The organism is Bradyrhizobium sp. CSA207 (assembly GCF_029051685.1).
In the GTDB taxonomy this organism is placed as follows: Bacteria; Pseudomonadota; Alphaproteobacteria; order Rhizobiales; family Xanthobacteraceae; genus Bradyrhizobium.
In genome coordinates this window covers 231,436-248,596 of record NZ_JAACFT010000007.1, presented here as the reverse complement: position 1 = coordinate 248,596, position 17,161 = coordinate 231,436, and the positions used below count along the sequence as shown (strand labels likewise).

The 17,161-nt window shown below is 63.8% G+C and carries 13 protein-coding genes; 9 read left to right on the top strand and 4 right to left on the bottom strand.

The window, feature by feature from the left end; all coding sequences use genetic code 11:
• The first annotated feature begins 4 nt into the window (after nt 1-4).
• Both GWG65_RS10515 and GWG65_RS10510 read left to right on the top strand, forming a co-directional pair.
• Complete coding sequence (locus GWG65_RS10515; protein ID WP_275195480.1) at nt 5-1,009, top strand: polysaccharide deacetylase family protein; 1,005 nt, start codon at nt 5-7, stop codon at nt 1,007-1,009.
• Between the two features lie 9 nt (nt 1,010-1,018).
• On the top strand, nt 1,019-1,573 hold the full coding sequence (locus GWG65_RS10510) for a dihydrofolate reductase (protein ID WP_275195534.1): 555 nt from the start codon (nt 1,019-1,021) through the stop codon (nt 1,571-1,573).
• Nucleotides 1,574-1,674: 101 nt separating this feature from the next.
• Here GWG65_RS10510 and GWG65_RS10505 read toward each other — a convergent pair whose 3' ends face one another.
• Together GWG65_RS10505 and GWG65_RS10500 are read right to left on the bottom strand one after the other, a co-directional pair.
• Complete coding sequence (locus tag GWG65_RS10505) at nt 1,675-2,127, bottom strand: DoxX family protein (RefSeq protein WP_275195479.1); 453 nt, start codon at nt 2,125-2,127, stop codon at nt 1,675-1,677.
• Between the two features lie 350 nt (nt 2,128-2,477).
• Nucleotides 2,478-4,787: an NADP-dependent malic enzyme gene (locus GWG65_RS10500; protein ID WP_275195478.1), complete on the bottom strand. Its 2,310-nt coding sequence runs from the start codon at nt 4,785-4,787 to the stop codon at nt 2,478-2,480.
• Nucleotides 4,788-5,033: 246 nt separating this feature from the next.
• Between GWG65_RS10500 and GWG65_RS10495 the strand changes: the two genes are divergently transcribed.
• The gene (locus GWG65_RS10495; RefSeq protein ID WP_275195476.1) at nt 5,034-7,007 is read left to right on the top strand and encodes a hypothetical protein; all 1,974 of its coding nucleotides are present in this window, start codon (nt 5,034-5,036) and stop codon (nt 7,005-7,007) included.
• Nucleotides 7,008-7,207: 200 nt separating this feature from the next.
• On the opposite strand, the gene aspS is transcribed toward GWG65_RS10495, so the two are convergent.
• Nucleotides 7,208-8,980, bottom strand: coding sequence for an aspartate--tRNA ligase (gene aspS, locus GWG65_RS10490; RefSeq protein ID WP_275195475.1), 1,773 nt, complete (start codon nt 8,978-8,980; stop codon nt 7,208-7,210).
• Nucleotides 8,981-9,188: 208 nt separating this feature from the next.
• Between aspS and GWG65_RS10485 the strand changes: the two genes are divergently transcribed.
• Complete coding sequence (locus tag GWG65_RS10485; RefSeq protein ID WP_275195474.1) at nt 9,189-10,664, top strand: YdiU family protein; 1,476 nt, start codon at nt 9,189-9,191, stop codon at nt 10,662-10,664.
• Between the two features lie 54 nt (nt 10,665-10,718).
• Here the strand turns inward: GWG65_RS10485 and GWG65_RS10480 are convergent, their stop codons facing one another.
• Entirely contained in the window at nt 10,719-11,252 is a 534-nt protein-coding gene (locus GWG65_RS10480; protein WP_275195473.1) for a transposase, read from the bottom strand.
• 194 nt (nt 11,253-11,446) lie between these two features.
• Here GWG65_RS10480 and GWG65_RS10475 point away from each other — a divergent pair, with 194 nt between their 5' ends.
• From GWG65_RS10475 to rnd, 5 genes are all read left to right on the top strand, one after another.
• The gene (locus GWG65_RS10475) at nt 11,447-12,295 is read left to right on the top strand and encodes a phosphodiesterase (protein WP_275195470.1); all 849 of its coding nucleotides are present in this window, start codon (nt 11,447-11,449) and stop codon (nt 12,293-12,295) included.
• Between the two features lies 1 nt (nt 12,296).
• Nucleotides 12,297-13,247 (top strand): sugar ABC transporter permease, encoded by a 951-nt coding sequence (locus GWG65_RS10470; protein ID WP_275195468.1) that lies wholly within the window; start codon nt 12,297-12,299, stop codon nt 13,245-13,247.
• Nucleotides 13,244-14,113 (top strand): carbohydrate ABC transporter permease, encoded by an 870-nt coding sequence (locus GWG65_RS10465; protein WP_275195467.1) that lies wholly within the window; start codon nt 13,244-13,246, stop codon nt 14,111-14,113. The genes GWG65_RS10470 and GWG65_RS10465 overlap by 4 nt, the downstream gene beginning before the upstream one ends.
• Before the next feature lie 11 nt (nt 14,114-14,124).
• A complete protein-coding gene (locus GWG65_RS10460) occupies nt 14,125-15,456 on the top strand; it encodes an ABC transporter substrate-binding protein (protein WP_275195466.1) in 1,332 nt (443 codons plus the stop codon).
• 415 nt (nt 15,457-15,871) lie between these two features.
• Nucleotides 15,872-17,020, top strand: a complete 1,149-nt coding sequence (gene rnd / locus GWG65_RS10455; protein ID WP_275195465.1) for a ribonuclease D — start codon at nt 15,872-15,874, stop codon at nt 17,018-17,020.
• The last annotated feature ends 141 nt before the right edge of the window (nt 17,021-17,161 follow it).

Below are 17,161 nucleotides of genomic sequence, written 5' to 3'. Positions count from 1 at the left end.
CACCATGCGTGTGGCGGCAGGACTGATTTTGGCAAGCGCGATGGCTGTTGCGATGACGGGCGCAGCATGGTCGCAGACCCCGGCCGCGAAGCCCGCAGCCGCAACGCAGGCAGTACCGGGCGCAACGCCGGCAGGTCCAGTCCCTGCGGCAGCAGCGCCCGCACCACAGGCTGCGGCAAAACCGACCCCGCCGCAACAGGCCGCGCAACCGGCGCGCGCTGCCTGCAACAACCCGAACGCGCTCGGCGTCGCGCGCACCGTCGAGATCGACACGACAGGCGGCCCCGGCTTCGGCTTCGAGCACTTCAAGGAACTCGATTTCCTGCGCGACCACGAGGTGGTGCTGACCTTCGACGACGGTCCCTGGCCGCGCAACACGCCGGCTGTGCTCAAGGCGCTAGCCGATCAGTGCACCACCGGCATCTTCTTCCCGATCGGCAAGCACGCGACCTATGAGCCGGAGATTCTGAAGCAGGTCTACGCAGCCGGCCACACCGTCGGCGCGCACACATGGTCGCACGCCAACCTCAACAATAAGAAGCTGACCGATCAGCAGAAGAAAGACGAGATCGAGAAGGGCTTTTCCGCGGTGAAATGGGCGCTCGGCGGCATCTCGCCCTCGCCGTTCTTCCGCTTCCCGGCGCTCCAGCATCCGCCGGAAATGGTCACCTATCTCGGCAACCGCAACATCGCGATCTTCTCCTGCGATCTCGACTCCTTCGACTTCAAGGCCTCCAAGCCCGAGAAGGTGATCGAGACCGTGATGAAGAAGCTCGACAAGCTCGGCAAGGGCATCATCCTGATGCACGACTTCCAGAAGCATACGGCCGAGGCTCTTCCCGAACTTCTGAACCGCCTGAAGGCCGGTGGCTTCAAGGTGGTGGCGATGCGCGCCAAGTTCCCAGCCACGACGCTGCCGGAGTATGACCAGGAGCTGCTCAAGGACGTCAAGCTGCCGACGGTCAGCAACCGGCCGGTCAACAGCGTCGTGACGACGGTCTCCGAATAGCCGTTGCCATTGTCCTTGCGCATCGAAGGCTACGTCATCGTCTCCGCCGACGGCATGCTCGCCGACGCGGATCACGTCATGCCGGACAGCCTGAAGTTCGAAGGCGACAAGCTGTTCTTCGAGCAGGCGCTCGATCGCGCCGCCTTGATCGTGCACGGCCGCCATTCGCACGAGCAGCAGCCGAACTCGCCGAAGCGCAAACGGCTGATCACAACCCGCAAGATCAAGGCCCTCACCGTCGATCCGGAGATGCCGAACGCGACGCTGTGGAATCCGGACCATGCGAGCTTCGAGGAGGCCTGCGCCTTCGCCGATGTCGCCTCCGGTACCCTCGCGATCATCGGCGGCCCCGTGGTGTTCAACATGTTCATGGACCTCTACGACACGTTCTGGCTGTCGGAGGCCCCGCACGTCCGTCTGCCCGGCGGCGAAGGCTGCTTTGTCGGCGTGCCGGCACGGACCCCGCACCAGGTTCTTGCTTCACACGGCATGAAGCCGGGCGCGCCGTTCCTGCTTGACGCGGCGCATGAGGTGACCGTCACGCCGTGGCGCCGGGCGGGTTGAACCTCGCCACCCGGCTCACCTTCTCAAAATCGCGAAAACAACCCCATGCAAAGTAGAATGCGCCGCCGGCCAGGATGCCTTGAGCGGCGCCCATAGGACCTCTACACGTCCCCGTACGCCGCCTCGGCCGGGCGCGTGGCACGGCCGTAGCCCATGATCATGAATAGTGCGCCGATGATCGAGAGGTTCTTGAGCGCGTCGACCAGCACCTTGCCGTTGTCAGGCGGCACCTGGTTCCAGAAATCATCGAACAGCACGGTCGCGACCGCGACGTAGACGATCAGCAGCATCGCGAAGAAGCGCGCGCCGAAATTCAGCGCGATCATCAGACCTGCGATGATCTCAAGCGCGCCGACCGCGATCGCCAGCAGCTGCGATGTGGTCTTGCCGGTCGCCTGCTCGGCTTGCTGGGCATAAGGTGCGACGATGTCGGGCACCGTGATCTTGCTGGCGATGATCTCAGCGGTGCCGGGAATATCGAGCAGCTTGGTCGCGCCCGTGTAGATGAATAGCACGGCGAACAGGATCCGCCCGAAAGTCACGAACGCTGGCATGATCGGCCTCTTGGCAAAACTCTGAGCGCGAGACGCTTCGGGAGATTATGAAGAGTCCGCTCGCGGTTTACAAACGGGGAAATGGAGAACTGCAAGTTATTCAAAGTCGGCCGCGTTCTTCCCCTCTCCCCTTGTGGGAGAGGGTGGCATAGGCGGCCTTCGGCCGCCGTCCTAAGAACGCCGATGCTTCGCATCGGCTATGGCGCAGTGGCGAGACGGGTGAGGGGTATCTATCGGCACGGAAAACTCGCGGGATTTCGACTCGCGGAAACAACCCCTCATCCGGCGCTTCGCGCCACCTTCTCCCACAAGGGGAGAAGGATTTGCACCACCCGCGGTGCAGCGGCTCGCTACGTAAACAACGTCGGCTGCTGCCGCGCCGCGCACTCCTGCGCTTCCACCACCGCGACCGCGGTCATGTTGAGGATGCCACGCGCCGTAACGGATGGAGTGAGGATGTGGGCCGGGCGCGCGGGGCCGATCAGGATCGGGCCGACGGGCAGCGCGTCCGCGAGCGACTTGATCATTTGATAGGCGACATTCGCGGTGTCGAGGCTCGGCATGATCAGGATATTGGCCTCGCCCTCGAGCTGGGAGTGCGGCAGCACCATCCTTCGGGCGGCGGCCGAGAGCGCTGTGTCCCCCTGCATCTCGCCGTCGGCCTCGATCTCGGGATGCTTGTCCTTCAACAGCTGAGTCGCCCGGCGCATCTTGCGCGAGGACTCGGTGTCATAGCTGCCGAAATCCGAATGCGAGACGAAAGCGATCTTCGGCTTGATGTTGAAACGCTGAACGTGGACCGCTGCCAGCGAAGCGATTTCGGCAAGCTCCTCCGCGCTCGGATTGGGGCGCACCTGCGTGTCGGCGATGAAAAAGGCGCCCTTGCTGGTGATCAGCAGTGCCAGCGCAGCGTAGTCGCTGACGCCCGGGAAAAAGCCGATGATCTCGCGGACATGGCGCAGATGGCTCATGTAGCGGCCCTCGACGCCGCAGAGCATGGCGTCCGCCTCCCCACGCACCACTGCGAGCGCCGCGATCACCGTGTTGTTGGTACGCACCACCGTGCGCGCCGCATCCGGCGTCACGCCGCAGCGGCCCGCGACCTCGCCGTAGGACTGCACATAGGAGCGATAGCGCGGATCGTCCTCGGGATTGATGAGATCGAAGTCCTTGCCGGCCCGGATCGAGAGACCGAAGCGCTTGATGCGCGCCTCCACCACCGACGGACGGCCGACCAGGATCGGCCGCGCCACGTTCTCCTCCAGCACCACCTGCGTGGCGCGCAGCACGCGCTCGTCCTCGCCTTCGGCGTAGATCACCCGCACCGGCTGGGTCTTCGCCTTGGCGAACATCGGCTTCATGACCAGGCCGGAGCGGAAGGCGAAGCGCTCGAGCAGCGCGGTGTATTCGTCGAAATTGGTAATGGGTCGCGTCGCGACGCCCGACTCCATCGCAGCCTTGGCCACGGCCGGCGCGATGCGTAAAATCAACCGTGGATCAAAGGGGCTCGGGATCAACGAGCCCGGGCCGAACCCTTGCGTCTCGCCGGTATCAAACCCCTGCGCCACCGCATCCGACGGCGCCTCGCGTGCAAGCTGGGCAATGGCCTCGACGGCGGCGTGCTTCATCTCCTCGTTGATCGCCGTGGCGCCGACGTCGAGCGCGCCGCGAAAGATGAAGGGAAAGCAGAGGACGTTGTTGACCTGGTTGGGAAAGTCGGAGCGCCCGGTGCAGATCATGGCGTCCGGGCGCGCCTTGCGCGCCTCCTCCGGCATGATCTCCGGCGTCGGGTTCGCGAGCGCCATGATCAAGGGCTTGTCGCCCATCGCCTTCGCCATCTCGGGCTTGAGCACGCCCGGTGCCGAGAGGCCGATGAAGATGTCGGCGCCGCCGATCACATCGCCAAGCGTGCGCTTGTCGGTCTTCTGCGCATAGACCGCCTTCCAGCGATCCATCGTGGTGTTGCGGCCCTCATGCACGAGGCCGTCGATGTCGCAGACCCAGATGTTCTTGCGCTGTGCGCCCATCGACACCAGGAGGTTCAGGGTTGCGATCGCTGCGGCCCCTGCCCCGGACGCCACGATCTTGACGTCCGACAGCTTCTTGCCATTCAGCCGCAGACCGTTGGTGATGGCGGCTGCAACGATGATCGCGGTGCCGTGCTGGTCGTCATGAAAGACCGGGATCTTCATGCGTTCCTTCAGCTGCGCCTCGATCTCGAAGCATTCCGGTCCGCGGATATCTTCGAGATTGATGCCGCCGAAGGTCGGCTCGAGCGCCGCCACCGTCTCGACCACGCGGTCGATGGTGTCGGCCGCGATCTCGATGTCGAACACGTCGATACCGGCGAATTTCTTGAACAGGACCGCCTTGCCTTCCATGACAGGCTTCGACGCCAGCGGACCGATATTGCCGAGGCCGAGCACCGCGGTGCCGTTCGAGACCACCGCGACAAGATTGGAGCGGATCGTCAATGAGGCGGCTTCCGCCGGGTTCTTGGCGATCTCCATGCAGGCGGCGGCGACACCCGGAGAATAGGCAAGTGCGAGATCGCGCTGGTTGGCAAGCGGCTTGCTTGCCTGGATCTCGAGCTTTCCGGGGCGCGGCACACGATGATAGGCCAGCGCCGCCTGGTGAAGATCATCAGAATAAGACGACATGCGGTCCCTCGCCTCGCGTTACCGGCCTCAAATTACGTTGTCCTGACCGGCCTGTCGCGGGTCGCGGTATTCCGGGTCATGGAAACGGGATGAAGCACGGCCGGCGCCCCGGTGGCAACATCCGAATGCGGCCCCATCAACAGGGCGGGCAGTCAAATATTTGAAAACCATAGCTTTCCCTGGACCGCACGGCGTTTCGCGAATATGGCAGGTTGCGCAGTGCAAAACGAGCAACTGGAGCTGGGAATGAAGCGGATCCTGATCGGCCTGATCTTACTCGCAGTGCTCGGAGCGGCCGGATGGTTCGGCTTCGATCTCTACGCAAAACATCGCGCCACCGCCGAGGTCGAGGCGGCGTTCGAGCAGATCCGCAAGCAAGGCGGCAAGGCGAGCCACGGCAAGATCGCGTTCGATGTGATGAGCCGGACGCTGACGGTCGAGGACATCGCGGTCACTCCCGGCAGCGAATCGCAAGCGCAGATCAAGATCGCCGGCATCAAGGGCACGGGCGTCCGCCTCCTCGAAGAGGCGCGCCTTTCGGCCGACAGCATCGACATCGCGGGCCTCGAACTTGCGCTTGGCGAAATTGGCCCGGCGAAGCTGAAAGGCTCATACAAGATTCCGCAGCTGACCATGAGGGACTATGCCGGCCCTCTCCGCGCGCTGAACGTGCCAACGGGCGGTTCATCGATCGACATGTACCGCTACGCGCTCGAACAATATGCCAGTGTGACGGCATCTTCCGTCACGGCCCCGACGCTGACCTTCACGTTCGATGGAGGCGGCGGTGCCGCCGGCAGCGGCGATATCTCCTATTCCGGGCTGGCGATCCAGAATCTGAAGCGGGGCAAGATCGACGCCATGAAGACGGACCGCGTCAACTTCACGATCAACGTGCAGTCGGTGGGCAAGGCGGACAAGCTGACCGGCGAACTCTCCACCATCGCCGTCAATGATATCGACGTGACCGCGATTACCGCCGCGCTCGATCCGCAGAAGGCGGACGACGACAGCTATCACCGAGCCTACGGGCAGATCTCGACCGGACCATATGTGGCGACATCGACACTGGGCATACGGGTGCAGGTCGACGGGATCGCAATCGACGACATCGCGCTCCAGCCGTCGAAATTCCGGCTGGCCGAGGTCCTCGCGGTGCTGCCGGCCACCGATCGCACGTCACTTCCGACGCCGGCGCAATCGCGCGAGATGATGGAGAAGCTCGCGCGATTCTATGAGGGCATTCGCGTCGGCAGGATCGACATCGGCAATCTGTCGATGACGACCCCGCAGGGGACGCCGAAGCTGAAGGCGATCAGATACCGGCAGGGCGAACTCGCCCTCGAAGGCCTCGATGCGCCCACGCCACAAGGCCAGATCAAGATGGAGCGCTTCGCCCTCAAATCGTTCAGCGTGGCGAACCTGCTGCGTTGGGCGGCAGGCTTCTCCGATCCCGGCCAGCGGCCCTCGCCCGATCATATGCTGGGCCTGTTTCGGGTGCTCGACGGCGCCGAGATCAAGGGCGTCGTCGCGCCTTTCAAGAACACCAAGAAGCTGGTTACAATCGACACGCTGAGTGTGGACTGGGGGCAAATGGTCGGCTCGATCCCGACCAAGGCGCATGTCGTCGCCAAAATGGTCACGCCAACCGATCCATCCGATCCAAAACAGCTTCCATTGATCGCCGGCGGCATCGACAAGCTCGCGATCGACCTGGATCTCGGCGCGGGATGGACCGAGTCGTCCAACAGCTTCGTGCTGGCGCCGGCGACCCTCGACATCGGTGGGATCGCAACAGCGAAATTGCGCATCGCACTCGGCAACGTGCTGCGCGGACTGTTCTCGGCCGACCCGGCGCAGCTCATGAGCCAGGCCACCCAGGTCGAGGCCGGCACCGTCGAGTTTTCGCTGCGCGACAGTGGTGGAGTCGATTCGGTCGCGATGCAGTATGCACGGGGGAAAAATGTCAGCCGCGAGGCCGCGCACCAGGCGCTCGCCGACAGTGTCAGGGTACATCGCGCGGAAGTCGTCGCCGCCAATCCGGAGGCGGGCACGGCCGTGGATGCAATCGCAAGCTTCGTCGAGACGCCGGGCCAGACGCTCGTCATCAAGGTCACACCGCGCGCCAAGGTGCCGCTGATGCAGTTGATGCAGCTCCTGCAAGCCGACCCGGAGAGCGCGCTGGCGCAATTCCGGATCGAGGCATCGACGGGGTTATAGGGGATGTGTCCGCGGGAGCGGTGAGGATTAGAGTCGCGAACGGTCCTCATTCTCCGTCATTGCGAGCGCAGCGAAGCAATTCAGACTGTTACCGCGGACGGACTCTGGATTGCTTCGCTGCGCTCGCAATGACGATGTGGATGCAGCCCCTCCCCGCATCTGCCTTCGCCATTGCTTCGGCGGGACAAGCGCGAAGCCCTTTACTTCTGCGGCAGGTTCACCCGCACATGCAGTTCGCGGAGCTGCTTGGTGGTTGCTTCCGACGGTGCGCCCATCAGCAGGTCCATGGCCTGCTGGTTCATCGGGAACAGCGAGATCTCGCGCAAATTGTTGGTCCCGCACAGAAGCATCACGATGCGATCGACGCCCGCGGCCATGCCGCCATGCGGCGGCGCGCCGTACTGGAAGGCGCGGTACATGCCGCCAAATCGCTCGACCACTTCCTGCTCGCCATAGCCTGCGATCTCGAACGCCTTCACCATCGCTTCCGGCACATGGTTGCGGATGCCGCCCGAGGCGATTTCGTAGCCGTTGCAGGTGATGTCGTACTGGAACGCCTTGATGGTCAGCGGGTCCTGGCCCTTCAACGCATCGAGGCCGCCCTGCGGCATCGAGAACGGGTTGTGCGAGAAGTCGACCTTCTTGTCCTCCTCGTTGTACTCGTACATCGGGAAGTCGACGACCCAGGCGAGTTCGAACCGCTCCTTGTCGGTGAGGTTCAATTCCTCGCCGACCTTGTTGCGGGCGAGCCCTGAGAACTTCCAGAACTTGTCGGGATCGCCGGCGACGAAGAAGGCGGCATCGCCTTCCTTCACTCCGATCTGCGCGCGGATCGCGGCGGTGCGCTCAGGCCCGATATTGTTCGCAAGCGGACCGGCGCCCTCGCCGCCTTCGCGCCACATGATGTAGCCGAGCCCAGGCAGGCCTTCACCTTGCGCCCACGAGTTCATGCGGTCGCAGAAGGCGCGCGAACCGCCGCCAGGCGCCGGGATCGCCCAGACCTGGTTCTTGGGGTCTTCGAGCATGCGCGCGAACACCTTGAAGCCGGAGCCGCGGAAGTGCTCGGAGACGTCCTGCATCTCGATGGGATTGCGCAGGTCCGGCTTGTCGCTGCCGTATTTGCGCAAGGCTTCCGCGAACGGAATCCGGCGCCAGCCCTTGGTGACCGGCTTGCCCTTGGCGAACTCCTCGAACACGCCAGTGATCACCGGCTCCATTGCCGCGAACACGTCGTCCTGCGTGACGAAGCTCATCTCGACGTCGAGCTGGTAGAACTCGCCCGGCAGGCGGTCGGCGCGCGGGTCCTCGTCGCGGAAACAAGGCGCGATCTGGAAGTAGCGGTCGAAGCCACTCATCATCAGTAACTGCTTGTACTGCTGCGGCGCCTGCGGCAGCGCATAGAACTTGCCGGGATGGATCCGCGAGGGCACCAGGAAGTCGCGAGCGCCTTCCGGCGAGGACGCGGTCAGGATCGGGGTATTGAACTCGAAGAAGCCCTGCCCCTTCATGCGGCTGCGCATGGAATCGATGATCGCGACGCGCGTCATGATGTTCTGGTGCAGCTTCTCGCGGCGCAAATCGAGGAAACGGTACTTCAGCCGGATGTCCTCGGGATATTCCTGGTCGCCGAACACCGGCAGCGGCAGGTCGCCGGCCGGTCCCAGCACCTCGATCTCGCTGACATAGACCTCGACCTTGCCGGTCGGCAGATCGTCATTATCGGTGCCTTCGGGGCGGCGACGGGCCTTGCCGTCCATCCGAACCACGAATTCCGAACGCAGCTTCTCGGCCTGCGAGAATGCCGGCGAGTCCGGATCGACCACGCACTGGGTCAGGCCGTAATGGTCGCGCAGATCGATGAACAGCACGCCGCCATGGTCGCGAACGCGGTGGACCCAGCCTGAGAGGCGAACCGTCTCGCCGATATTGCTCTCGCGGAGATCGCCGCATTTATGTGACCGGTAGCGATGCATGGTCGTCCCAAATTCAATGTCGGAGGGGTCGAATCGGACGACTGAGGTGGCCGGTCCGAAGTTGCGGCAGGGTTTAGCCGACGAGGCCCAAAGCGGCAACCCAAGGCGGCAACCAAGGGAACGCCCTGTTTTGGGTCCTAACCGCCCATTTTTGGCCCAACAGGACTGAAGCCTTTGCCATCAGGCATTCCGCACCTATCTTTAGGCCATGACGGTCCATTTCCCCTTCCAGAACTCCTATTCGGCGCTGCCGGACAGCTTCTTTGCCCGCGTCGCGCCGACCCCGGTGGCGGCTCCCCGGCTCATCAAGCTGAACCGAGCGCTGGCGGTCCAGCTTGGGCTTGATCCGGACCTTTTGGAGACCCCGGAGGGTGCGGAAATCCTGGCCGGGAAGCGCGTCCCCGAGGGCGCCGACCCCATCGCCATGGCCTATGCCGGCCACCAGTTCGGACAGTTTGTTCCCCAGCTTGGCGACGGAAGGGCGATCCTGCTCGGCGAGGTCATCGACAAGGACGGCGTCCGCCGCGACATCCAGCTCAAGGGCTCGGGCCCCACCCCGTTCTCCCGCCGCGGCGACGGCCGCGCCGCGCTGGGTCCCGTGCTGCGCGAATACATTGTCTGCGAAGCGATGTTCGCGCTGGGCATCCCGACCACGCGCTCGCTCGCTGCCGTCGTCACCGGCGAGCACGTCATCCGCGAGACCGCGCTGCCCGGCGCGGTGCTGACCCGCGTTGCCTCGAGCCATATTCGCGTCGGCACCTTCCAGTTCTTTGCGGTTCGCCGCGACACCGACGCGATCCGCCAGCTCGCCGACCATGTCATCGCCCGCCATTATCCGGAGCTGCTCGGCAACGAGCGCCCCTATCATGCACTGCTCGCGGGCGTCGTCGCGCGGCAGGCCGATCTCGTCGCGCGCTGGCTGCTGGTCGGCTTCATCCATGGCGTGATGAACACCGACAACTGCTCGATCTCCGGCGAGACCATCGATTACGGCCCCTGCGCCTTCATGGATACCTACGATCCCGCGCAGGTGTTTTCCTCGATCGACGAGATGGGTCGCTATGCCTATGCCAACCAGCCGCGCATCGCGCTGTGGAATCTGACCCGGCTGGCCGAGTGCCTCTTGCCGCTGTTCGGCGAGGAGCAGGAGAAAGCGATCGAACAGGCGCAGGAAATTTTGGGCGCCTTTCCGGATATTTTCAGCAAGGCCTATCAGGCCGGCCTGCGTCGCAAGATCGGCCTGTTCACCGAACGCGATGGCGACGATGCGCTGATCCAGGACCTGCTCGACGCGATGGCGAAGAACCAGGCCGATTTCACCCTCACCTTCCGCAGGCTGGGTGACGCTGCAGGGGATCCCGCAGCGGATGACGCACGCGCGCAGTTCATGGACCCCGCGGCCTTCGATGAGTGGGCCAAGCGCTGGCGCGAGCGCACGGCGTTGGAGCCGCAGACCGCAGCCGAGCGGCGGACTGCGATGAACGCCGTCAATCCGATGTTTATCCCACGCAACCACCGCGTCGAAGCCGTCATTCAGGCGGCAGTGAACAACGACGACTACGCACCGTTCGAGGAATTGGTGAAGGTGCTGGCCAAGCCGTACGAGGACCAGCCGGAACATGCGGCCTACGCCGATCCGCCGCTACCGGATCAGCGCGTGTTGCAGACGTTCTGCGGGACGTGAGGCAACGCCGGAATCGTAGGGTGGATTAGCCGAAGGCGTAATCCACCAACCGGCTCATCCTCGCTCTCCGAACTCGCCGATAACCTTGGCGTCACCGCCCCAATCCTCCGCCAACAATCCGGCGCGGACATCGCGATGAAACGACGAGTACGGCCAGTCGCACACCTTCGAGACGTGCCCGTGCTTGACAGGATTGTAGTAGCAGTACTCGACATGACGGGCGTAGTCGGCTTCGTCGCGGATCAGGTGTTCCCAAAAACGGCGTTGCCAAATGCCACGCTCTTTCCGCGCGGCACGAACCGCGCTTAGCCGCTCGGTCGCGGGCAGAGCTTTGGCAAAGCGGGTCTTGATTAGCCGCCAACGGACCGAGAAATCGTGATCACCAGGCGGTAGCTGCCAAATTGCATGAAGATGATCGGGCAAGACTACATATGTGTTGATCACAAACGGATGGTTCCGACGTGTTGCCGCGACCGCCGCACGCAAGATCTCGATCTGGTCGGTCAGCAGAGCCTTCCGCCGATCAAGCAAATTCACCGTGAAAAACCAGCAGCCTCCGGGAACGAAGGCGCGGCGGTAGTCGGACATAAAGCAGCAATTAGCACAACTTGAGGTTGGCTCAAAGTGGTGGATTACGCCTTCGGCTAATCCACCCTACGCGGCTGTGCTTGTGGACGCACCTCCGCGCGGGAACCTCTGTCATCAAACTGAAACACTCGCGCTCTAACGGCCTATCAGGGCCGTCTTGCCGGAGGCGCCCATCCTCCAACGACAAGCGCGCCATGCCCTTCAAATTCATCCACCTCACCGACACGCATCTCGCAGGCCCCGGACAAAAGCTTTATGGCCTCGATCCCCGCGCCCGGCTGGATGCTGCCATTGCCGACATCAACAAGCACCACGTCGACGCCGCGTTCGCGGTCGTGACCGGCGACCTCACGCATTGGGGCGAGCCTGCGGCTTATGCCAATTTCGCCGAGGCGATGGCGGCGCTGAAAATTCCCTACATCGCCATGGTCGGCAATCACGACCGCCGCGTTGCCTGCCTCGACCGCCTGAACGCCGCGCCGCGCGATTCAAACGGCTTCGTGCAGGGCACCCGAACCACCGAGCACGGCCTGTTGGTCTTCCTCGACACGCTGGACGAGACCAGCCACGCCGGCGAGATGTGCGCCAAGCGCCTCGGCTGGCTGGAAAGCACGCTCGCCGCCGCACCGGCCGATATGCCGTTCGTCGTGTTCATGCATCATCCGCCGTTCCCGGTCGGCGTTCACGCGATGGACGAGATCGCGCTGAAGCAGAGCGCCGAATTCACCGAGGTGATCGGGCCCTATCGCTCCCGCATCCGCCACCTCTTTTTCGGCCATGTGCACCGGCCGATCTTCGGCAGCTACGGCAAGATTCCCTTCTCCACCCTGCGCGGCACCAACCACCAGGTCTGGTTCGAGCTCGATGCGAGCGCGCCGCACCTGGCGAGCCACGAGCCGCCCGCCTATGGCGTGGTGCTGATCGATCAGGAGAACCTGGTCGTGCACAGCCACGACTTCCTCGACACCAGCCTGCGGTTCCCATTCGCCGCACCGGCGGGGATGGACGACCGCGAATATGCGCTCAACTTCCCGGCGCGGTGAGATGAGCCTCGCCGAGCCCGCGGCGCTTCCTGTCACGACGTCGGCACCACCGCGGCTGCACATCCTGAAGCGGTTCACGACCGGCTTCAAAACCTCGCTGCCGGCCTATCTGCTACTGCTGCCCTCGCTGATCTTTCTCGCGCTGTTCACCTATGGCGCGATGGGGCGCGTGCTCGTCGACGCGCTCTACCAGCGCGCCACGCCCAAGGCGCCGGTCCGCTTTGTCGGCCTCGACAACATCAATGCGGTGCTTGCCGATCCCGCCTTCACCGGCGCGGTCGTCAATAACCTGATCTATGCCGTCGGCACGGCGATCCCGAGCATCACGCTTGCGCTATTGTTCGCGCTGGCGCTGTCGCGAACCAACGCCGTGACCAGCGTGCTGCGCGCCGCGCTGTTCCTGCCGGTGTTGATCCCGATGGTCGCGGCCTCCGCGCTGTTCCTGTTCATCTTCCTGCCCAATGTCGGGCTGCTCGACTACTACATCGGCCGGCTGCTTCCGGTGCTGCCGAACTGGCTCGGCGATTCCGACATCGCGCTTTATGCGATCATGATCATCACGATCTGGAAGAACGCCGGCTACTACATGCTGTTCTTCCTGGCCGGCCTTCAGGCGGTGCCCGAGGACGTGATGGAAGCGGCGCATCTGGACGGCGCCGGGCCGTTCCAGCGGCTGCGCTACATCATCCTGCCTGAGCTCAAGCCCACCTTCCTGTTCGTCACGGTGATCGCAACGCTCAATGCGGTGACGCAGGTCGACCACGTCTTCGTCTTGACCCAGGGCGGCCCATCGAACGCTACCAATCTCGTGCTGTTCTACATCTACCAGCAGGCAGTCGAGCACTACGACATCGGCAAGGCCTCGGCGGCGACGCTGCTGACGCTGGCGGCGCTGATGGGCCTCACCGCGCTCTCCTTCCGCACCATGGCGAACCGCGAGGGCGGGGCATGAGGCCGTTCGACGCGCTGTTCAAGGATGCGCCGCTCGCCACCCGCGGCGAGATCACGCCAAAGCTCGGTTTTGCGCTGACCGTGCTGCTCGCGATCGTCTGGCTCATCCCGTTCCTGTGGATGGGCGTGGCGACGCTGAGGCCCGCTTCGGACGGCATCAACACCATGGCCGAGCTGATGCCGAGCCTGAAGCCCACGCTCGACAACATCAGGGATGCCTGGGAGATCGGCGACTTCCCGCGCTACACCCTCAACACCACCATCATCTGCACCGGCATCCTGCTGGTGCAGTTCGTCACGATCACGCTGGCGGGTTTTGCGTTCGCGCGCCTCGCCTTCGCGGGTAAGACGCTGATCTTCTATCTGTTCCTGATGCAGCTCATGCTGGTTCCGGTGCTGCTGATCGTGCCGAACTTGAGCCTGGTGGCGCAACTCGGCCTCTACGACACGCTCGCCGGCGTGATGATGCCCTTCTTCGCCTCTGCCTTCGGCACCTTCCTGATGCGCCAGGCTTTTGAAGCCATCCCCACTGAGCTCGAAGACGCAGCCCTGATCGATGGCGCCAGCCTGTTTCAGCGCATCCGCCACATCTACGTGCCGCTGTCGATGCCGAGCTTCTCGGCCTTCGCCATCATCTCCGTGACCAGCCACTGGAACGACTTCCTGTGGCCGCTGATGGTGATCAATTCGCCGGACAAGCGTCCGCTCACGGTTGGGCTGTCCGTGTTCACCAAGACGGCCGAAGGCACTCAGGCCTGGGGCACCATCGCCGCCGGCACGCTCATGGTGATCGCGCCGCTGCTCATCACCTTCCTCATCTTCCAGAAGCGCTTCATCAGCTCTTTCGTCACCTCAGGCATCAAATAGGAGATTCTTCGATGCTGTTTTCCCGCAGGCTCATGCTTGGCCTCGCCATCGCAGGTACCATGGCAGGCGCCCTCGCCTTCCCGGCGCTTGCCGAAGGCCCGACCGAGATCGATTTGTTCTTCCCCGTTCCGGTCGACGGCAAGCTCGCCCGCGACATGGGCACGCTGATCAAGGAGTTCAACGAGACCCATCCCGCGATCAAGGCGACCGCCGTCTACACCGGCTCCTATGACGACACGCTGATCAAGACGCGCGCCTCGATCAAGGCCGGCAAGCCGCCGGCCGCCGTGATCATGTCGGCCAACTTCCTGCTCGACATGCAGATCGAGAACGAGCTGACCAACCTGGATTCCCTGATCGCCGCCGATGGCACCAGCAAGGACCAGTTCCTTGGCCAGTTCTTCCCGGCGCTCCAGGGCAACGCGGTGATCAACCGCTCCGTCTACGGCGTGCCCTTCCACAATTCGACGCCGCTGCTCTACATCAATGCCGACCAGGCCAAGGAAGCCGGCCTCGACCCGAACAAGCCGCCGCAGACCTGGGCGGAGCTCACCGACTGGGCCAAGAAGCTCACCAAGCGCGAAGGCGACAAGGTCACCCGCTGGGGCATCGCGATCCCCTGCGCCTACGACTATTGCGGCTGGATGATGGAAACGCTCACCATGACCAATGGCGGGCGCTACTACAACGAGGAGTTCGGCGGCGAGGTCTATTATGACACGCCTTCGATGCAGGGCGCGCTGACCTGGTGGAACGACCTCGTCACCAAGCATAAGGTGCATCCGCCCGGCGCGACCCCCGGTCCGGCCGTCAGCACCTCCTTCATCTCCGGCAATGCCGCGATGATGATGCTGTCGACGGGCTCGCTGACCTATGTGCGCGACAACGCCAAGTTCGCCTACAAGGTCGCCTTCATCCCACGCAACGTCCGCAACGCCGTGCCGATCGGCGGCGCCTCGCTGATCATTCCGGCTGGCTTGGAGGCTGACAAGCAGAAGGCCGCCTGGACGCTGATCAAGTGGATGACCTCGCCCGAGAAGAGCGCGTGGTGGAGCCGCGCCACCGGCTATTTCGCGCCGAACATGGCCGCCTACAAAACACCGGACATGGTCGAATTCCTGAGCAAGAACCCCGACGCCAAGACCGCCGTCGAGCAGCTCAACGTCGCAAAGCCATGGTTCGCGACCTACAAGACCGTGCCGGTGCGAAAGACGCTGGAGGACGAGGTGATGCTGGTCCTGAATGGCAAGAAGCAGCCCAAGGAGGCCCTCGTCGCCGCGCAGAAGGCCGCGGACGAGACGCTCAAGCCGTACAACGCGGAGACGTCGCTGAAGCTGCCCTGAGGCAGGTCACATAGGCAAACAACAAGCTTCGGCGCTCCGTTCTGCGGGGCGCCGAATGCATTTTGGGCGGCCGCAACTCGTTAACCCTCTGTCCACCATCCCGCCGGTCCCACCGCCGGTAACCACGACGATTAACAGACCCTCAACGCGCCCGCGACAAGTCTAACGTTCTTTCGGGGGGATTTTGCCGTGGATCTGTTGGTTTTCGAGTTCCTGGGACTGGCGCTGGTCGCCATGTGCGTAATCGTGGTGGCGCTGCCCTGCGCCCGAAAACCCTCGCAGCGGGTCCGCTACGAATAGCATTTCGCTGGAAAAGGACGATTTCGGCCCAAATGCAGGGCTCGAATTTGCATCGAGCCCCTTGACATCACAGCGCTTTCGGCAGAACGGCTGATATACGTGTCAAGGGCCGTTCATGGATTTGATTACCACCACCGCTGACCTAGCGGCTGCCTGCAGCCGGCTTGCCAAGCACCCCGTCATTACCGTCGATACCGAGTTTCTGCGCGAAACCACCTATTACCCGCTGTTGTGCGTGGTGCAGATGGCAAGCGCGGAAGAAGCCATCGTCATCGACACACTGGCTGCAGGCATCGACCTTAAGCCGTTCTTCGAGCTGATGGCCAAAGAGAGCGTGCTCAAGGTGTTCCACGCCGCCCGCCAGGACATCGAGATCATCTGGCACCAGGCGGGCATCATCCCGCACCCGGTGTTCGATACCCAGGTTGCCGCCATGGTGCTCGGCTATGGCGACAGCATTGCCTACGACCAGCTCGTCGAGAAGGTCACCGGCCACCGGCCGGACAAGACCCACCGCTTCACCGACTGGTCGCGCCGGCCGCTGACCAAGGAGCAGATGCACTACGCGGTGTCCGACGTCACCCATCTGCGCGACGTGTTCGCCGCGCTCGACGCCGACCTCAAGAAACGACGGCGCAGCGAATGGGTCTCGATCGAGATGGAGGTCCTGACCTCGCCCAAGACCTACGACTTCCATCCCGAGCGCGCCTGGGAACGGCTGAAGACGCGGGTGCGCAAGCCGAAGGACCTCGCGGTGCTGATGGAGGTCGCAGCCTGGCGCGAGCAGGAAGCGCAGAGCCGCGACGTGCCGCGCGGCCGCGTGCTGCGCGACGAAGCCATCAGCGACATCGCAACCCACGCCCCGAACACGATCGAGAAGCTTGCCCACCTGCGCTCGGTGCCGAAGGGTTTCGAGAAGTCCAAATGGGGCGCAGACATCGTCGCGGCGGTCGAGCGCGGACTGGCACGGGACTTGTCCACGCTGCCAAAGCTGGACAAGCCGCGCAACAATTCTAACGGCGCCGCGATCGTCGAGCTGCTGAAAGTGCTGCTGCGGATGACCGCGGAGAAGCATGCCGTGGCGAGCAAGGTGATCGCGACCGTCGATGATCTCGAGGAGATCGCCGGCGACGACGAGGCCGATGTGCCGGCCCTGCGCGGCTGGCGCCGCGAACTGTTCGGCGACGCCGCGCTGAAGCTCAAGCGCGGTGAACTGGCGCTGGCGATCGAAAAAGGCCGGGTGGTTGGCGTCCAGCGGGCGTAAGGCGCGGCTTGCTGCCAACGCGAATACAATGTTGCACCGTCATCCCCGCGCAGCGGCAAACCCGCTGTCGCTGGAGGTGCGAGCCATGTAGCGCGCCGAGCGCTGCGTGGCGAGCCTCGAAGGATGAACGGCCCCTGTCGC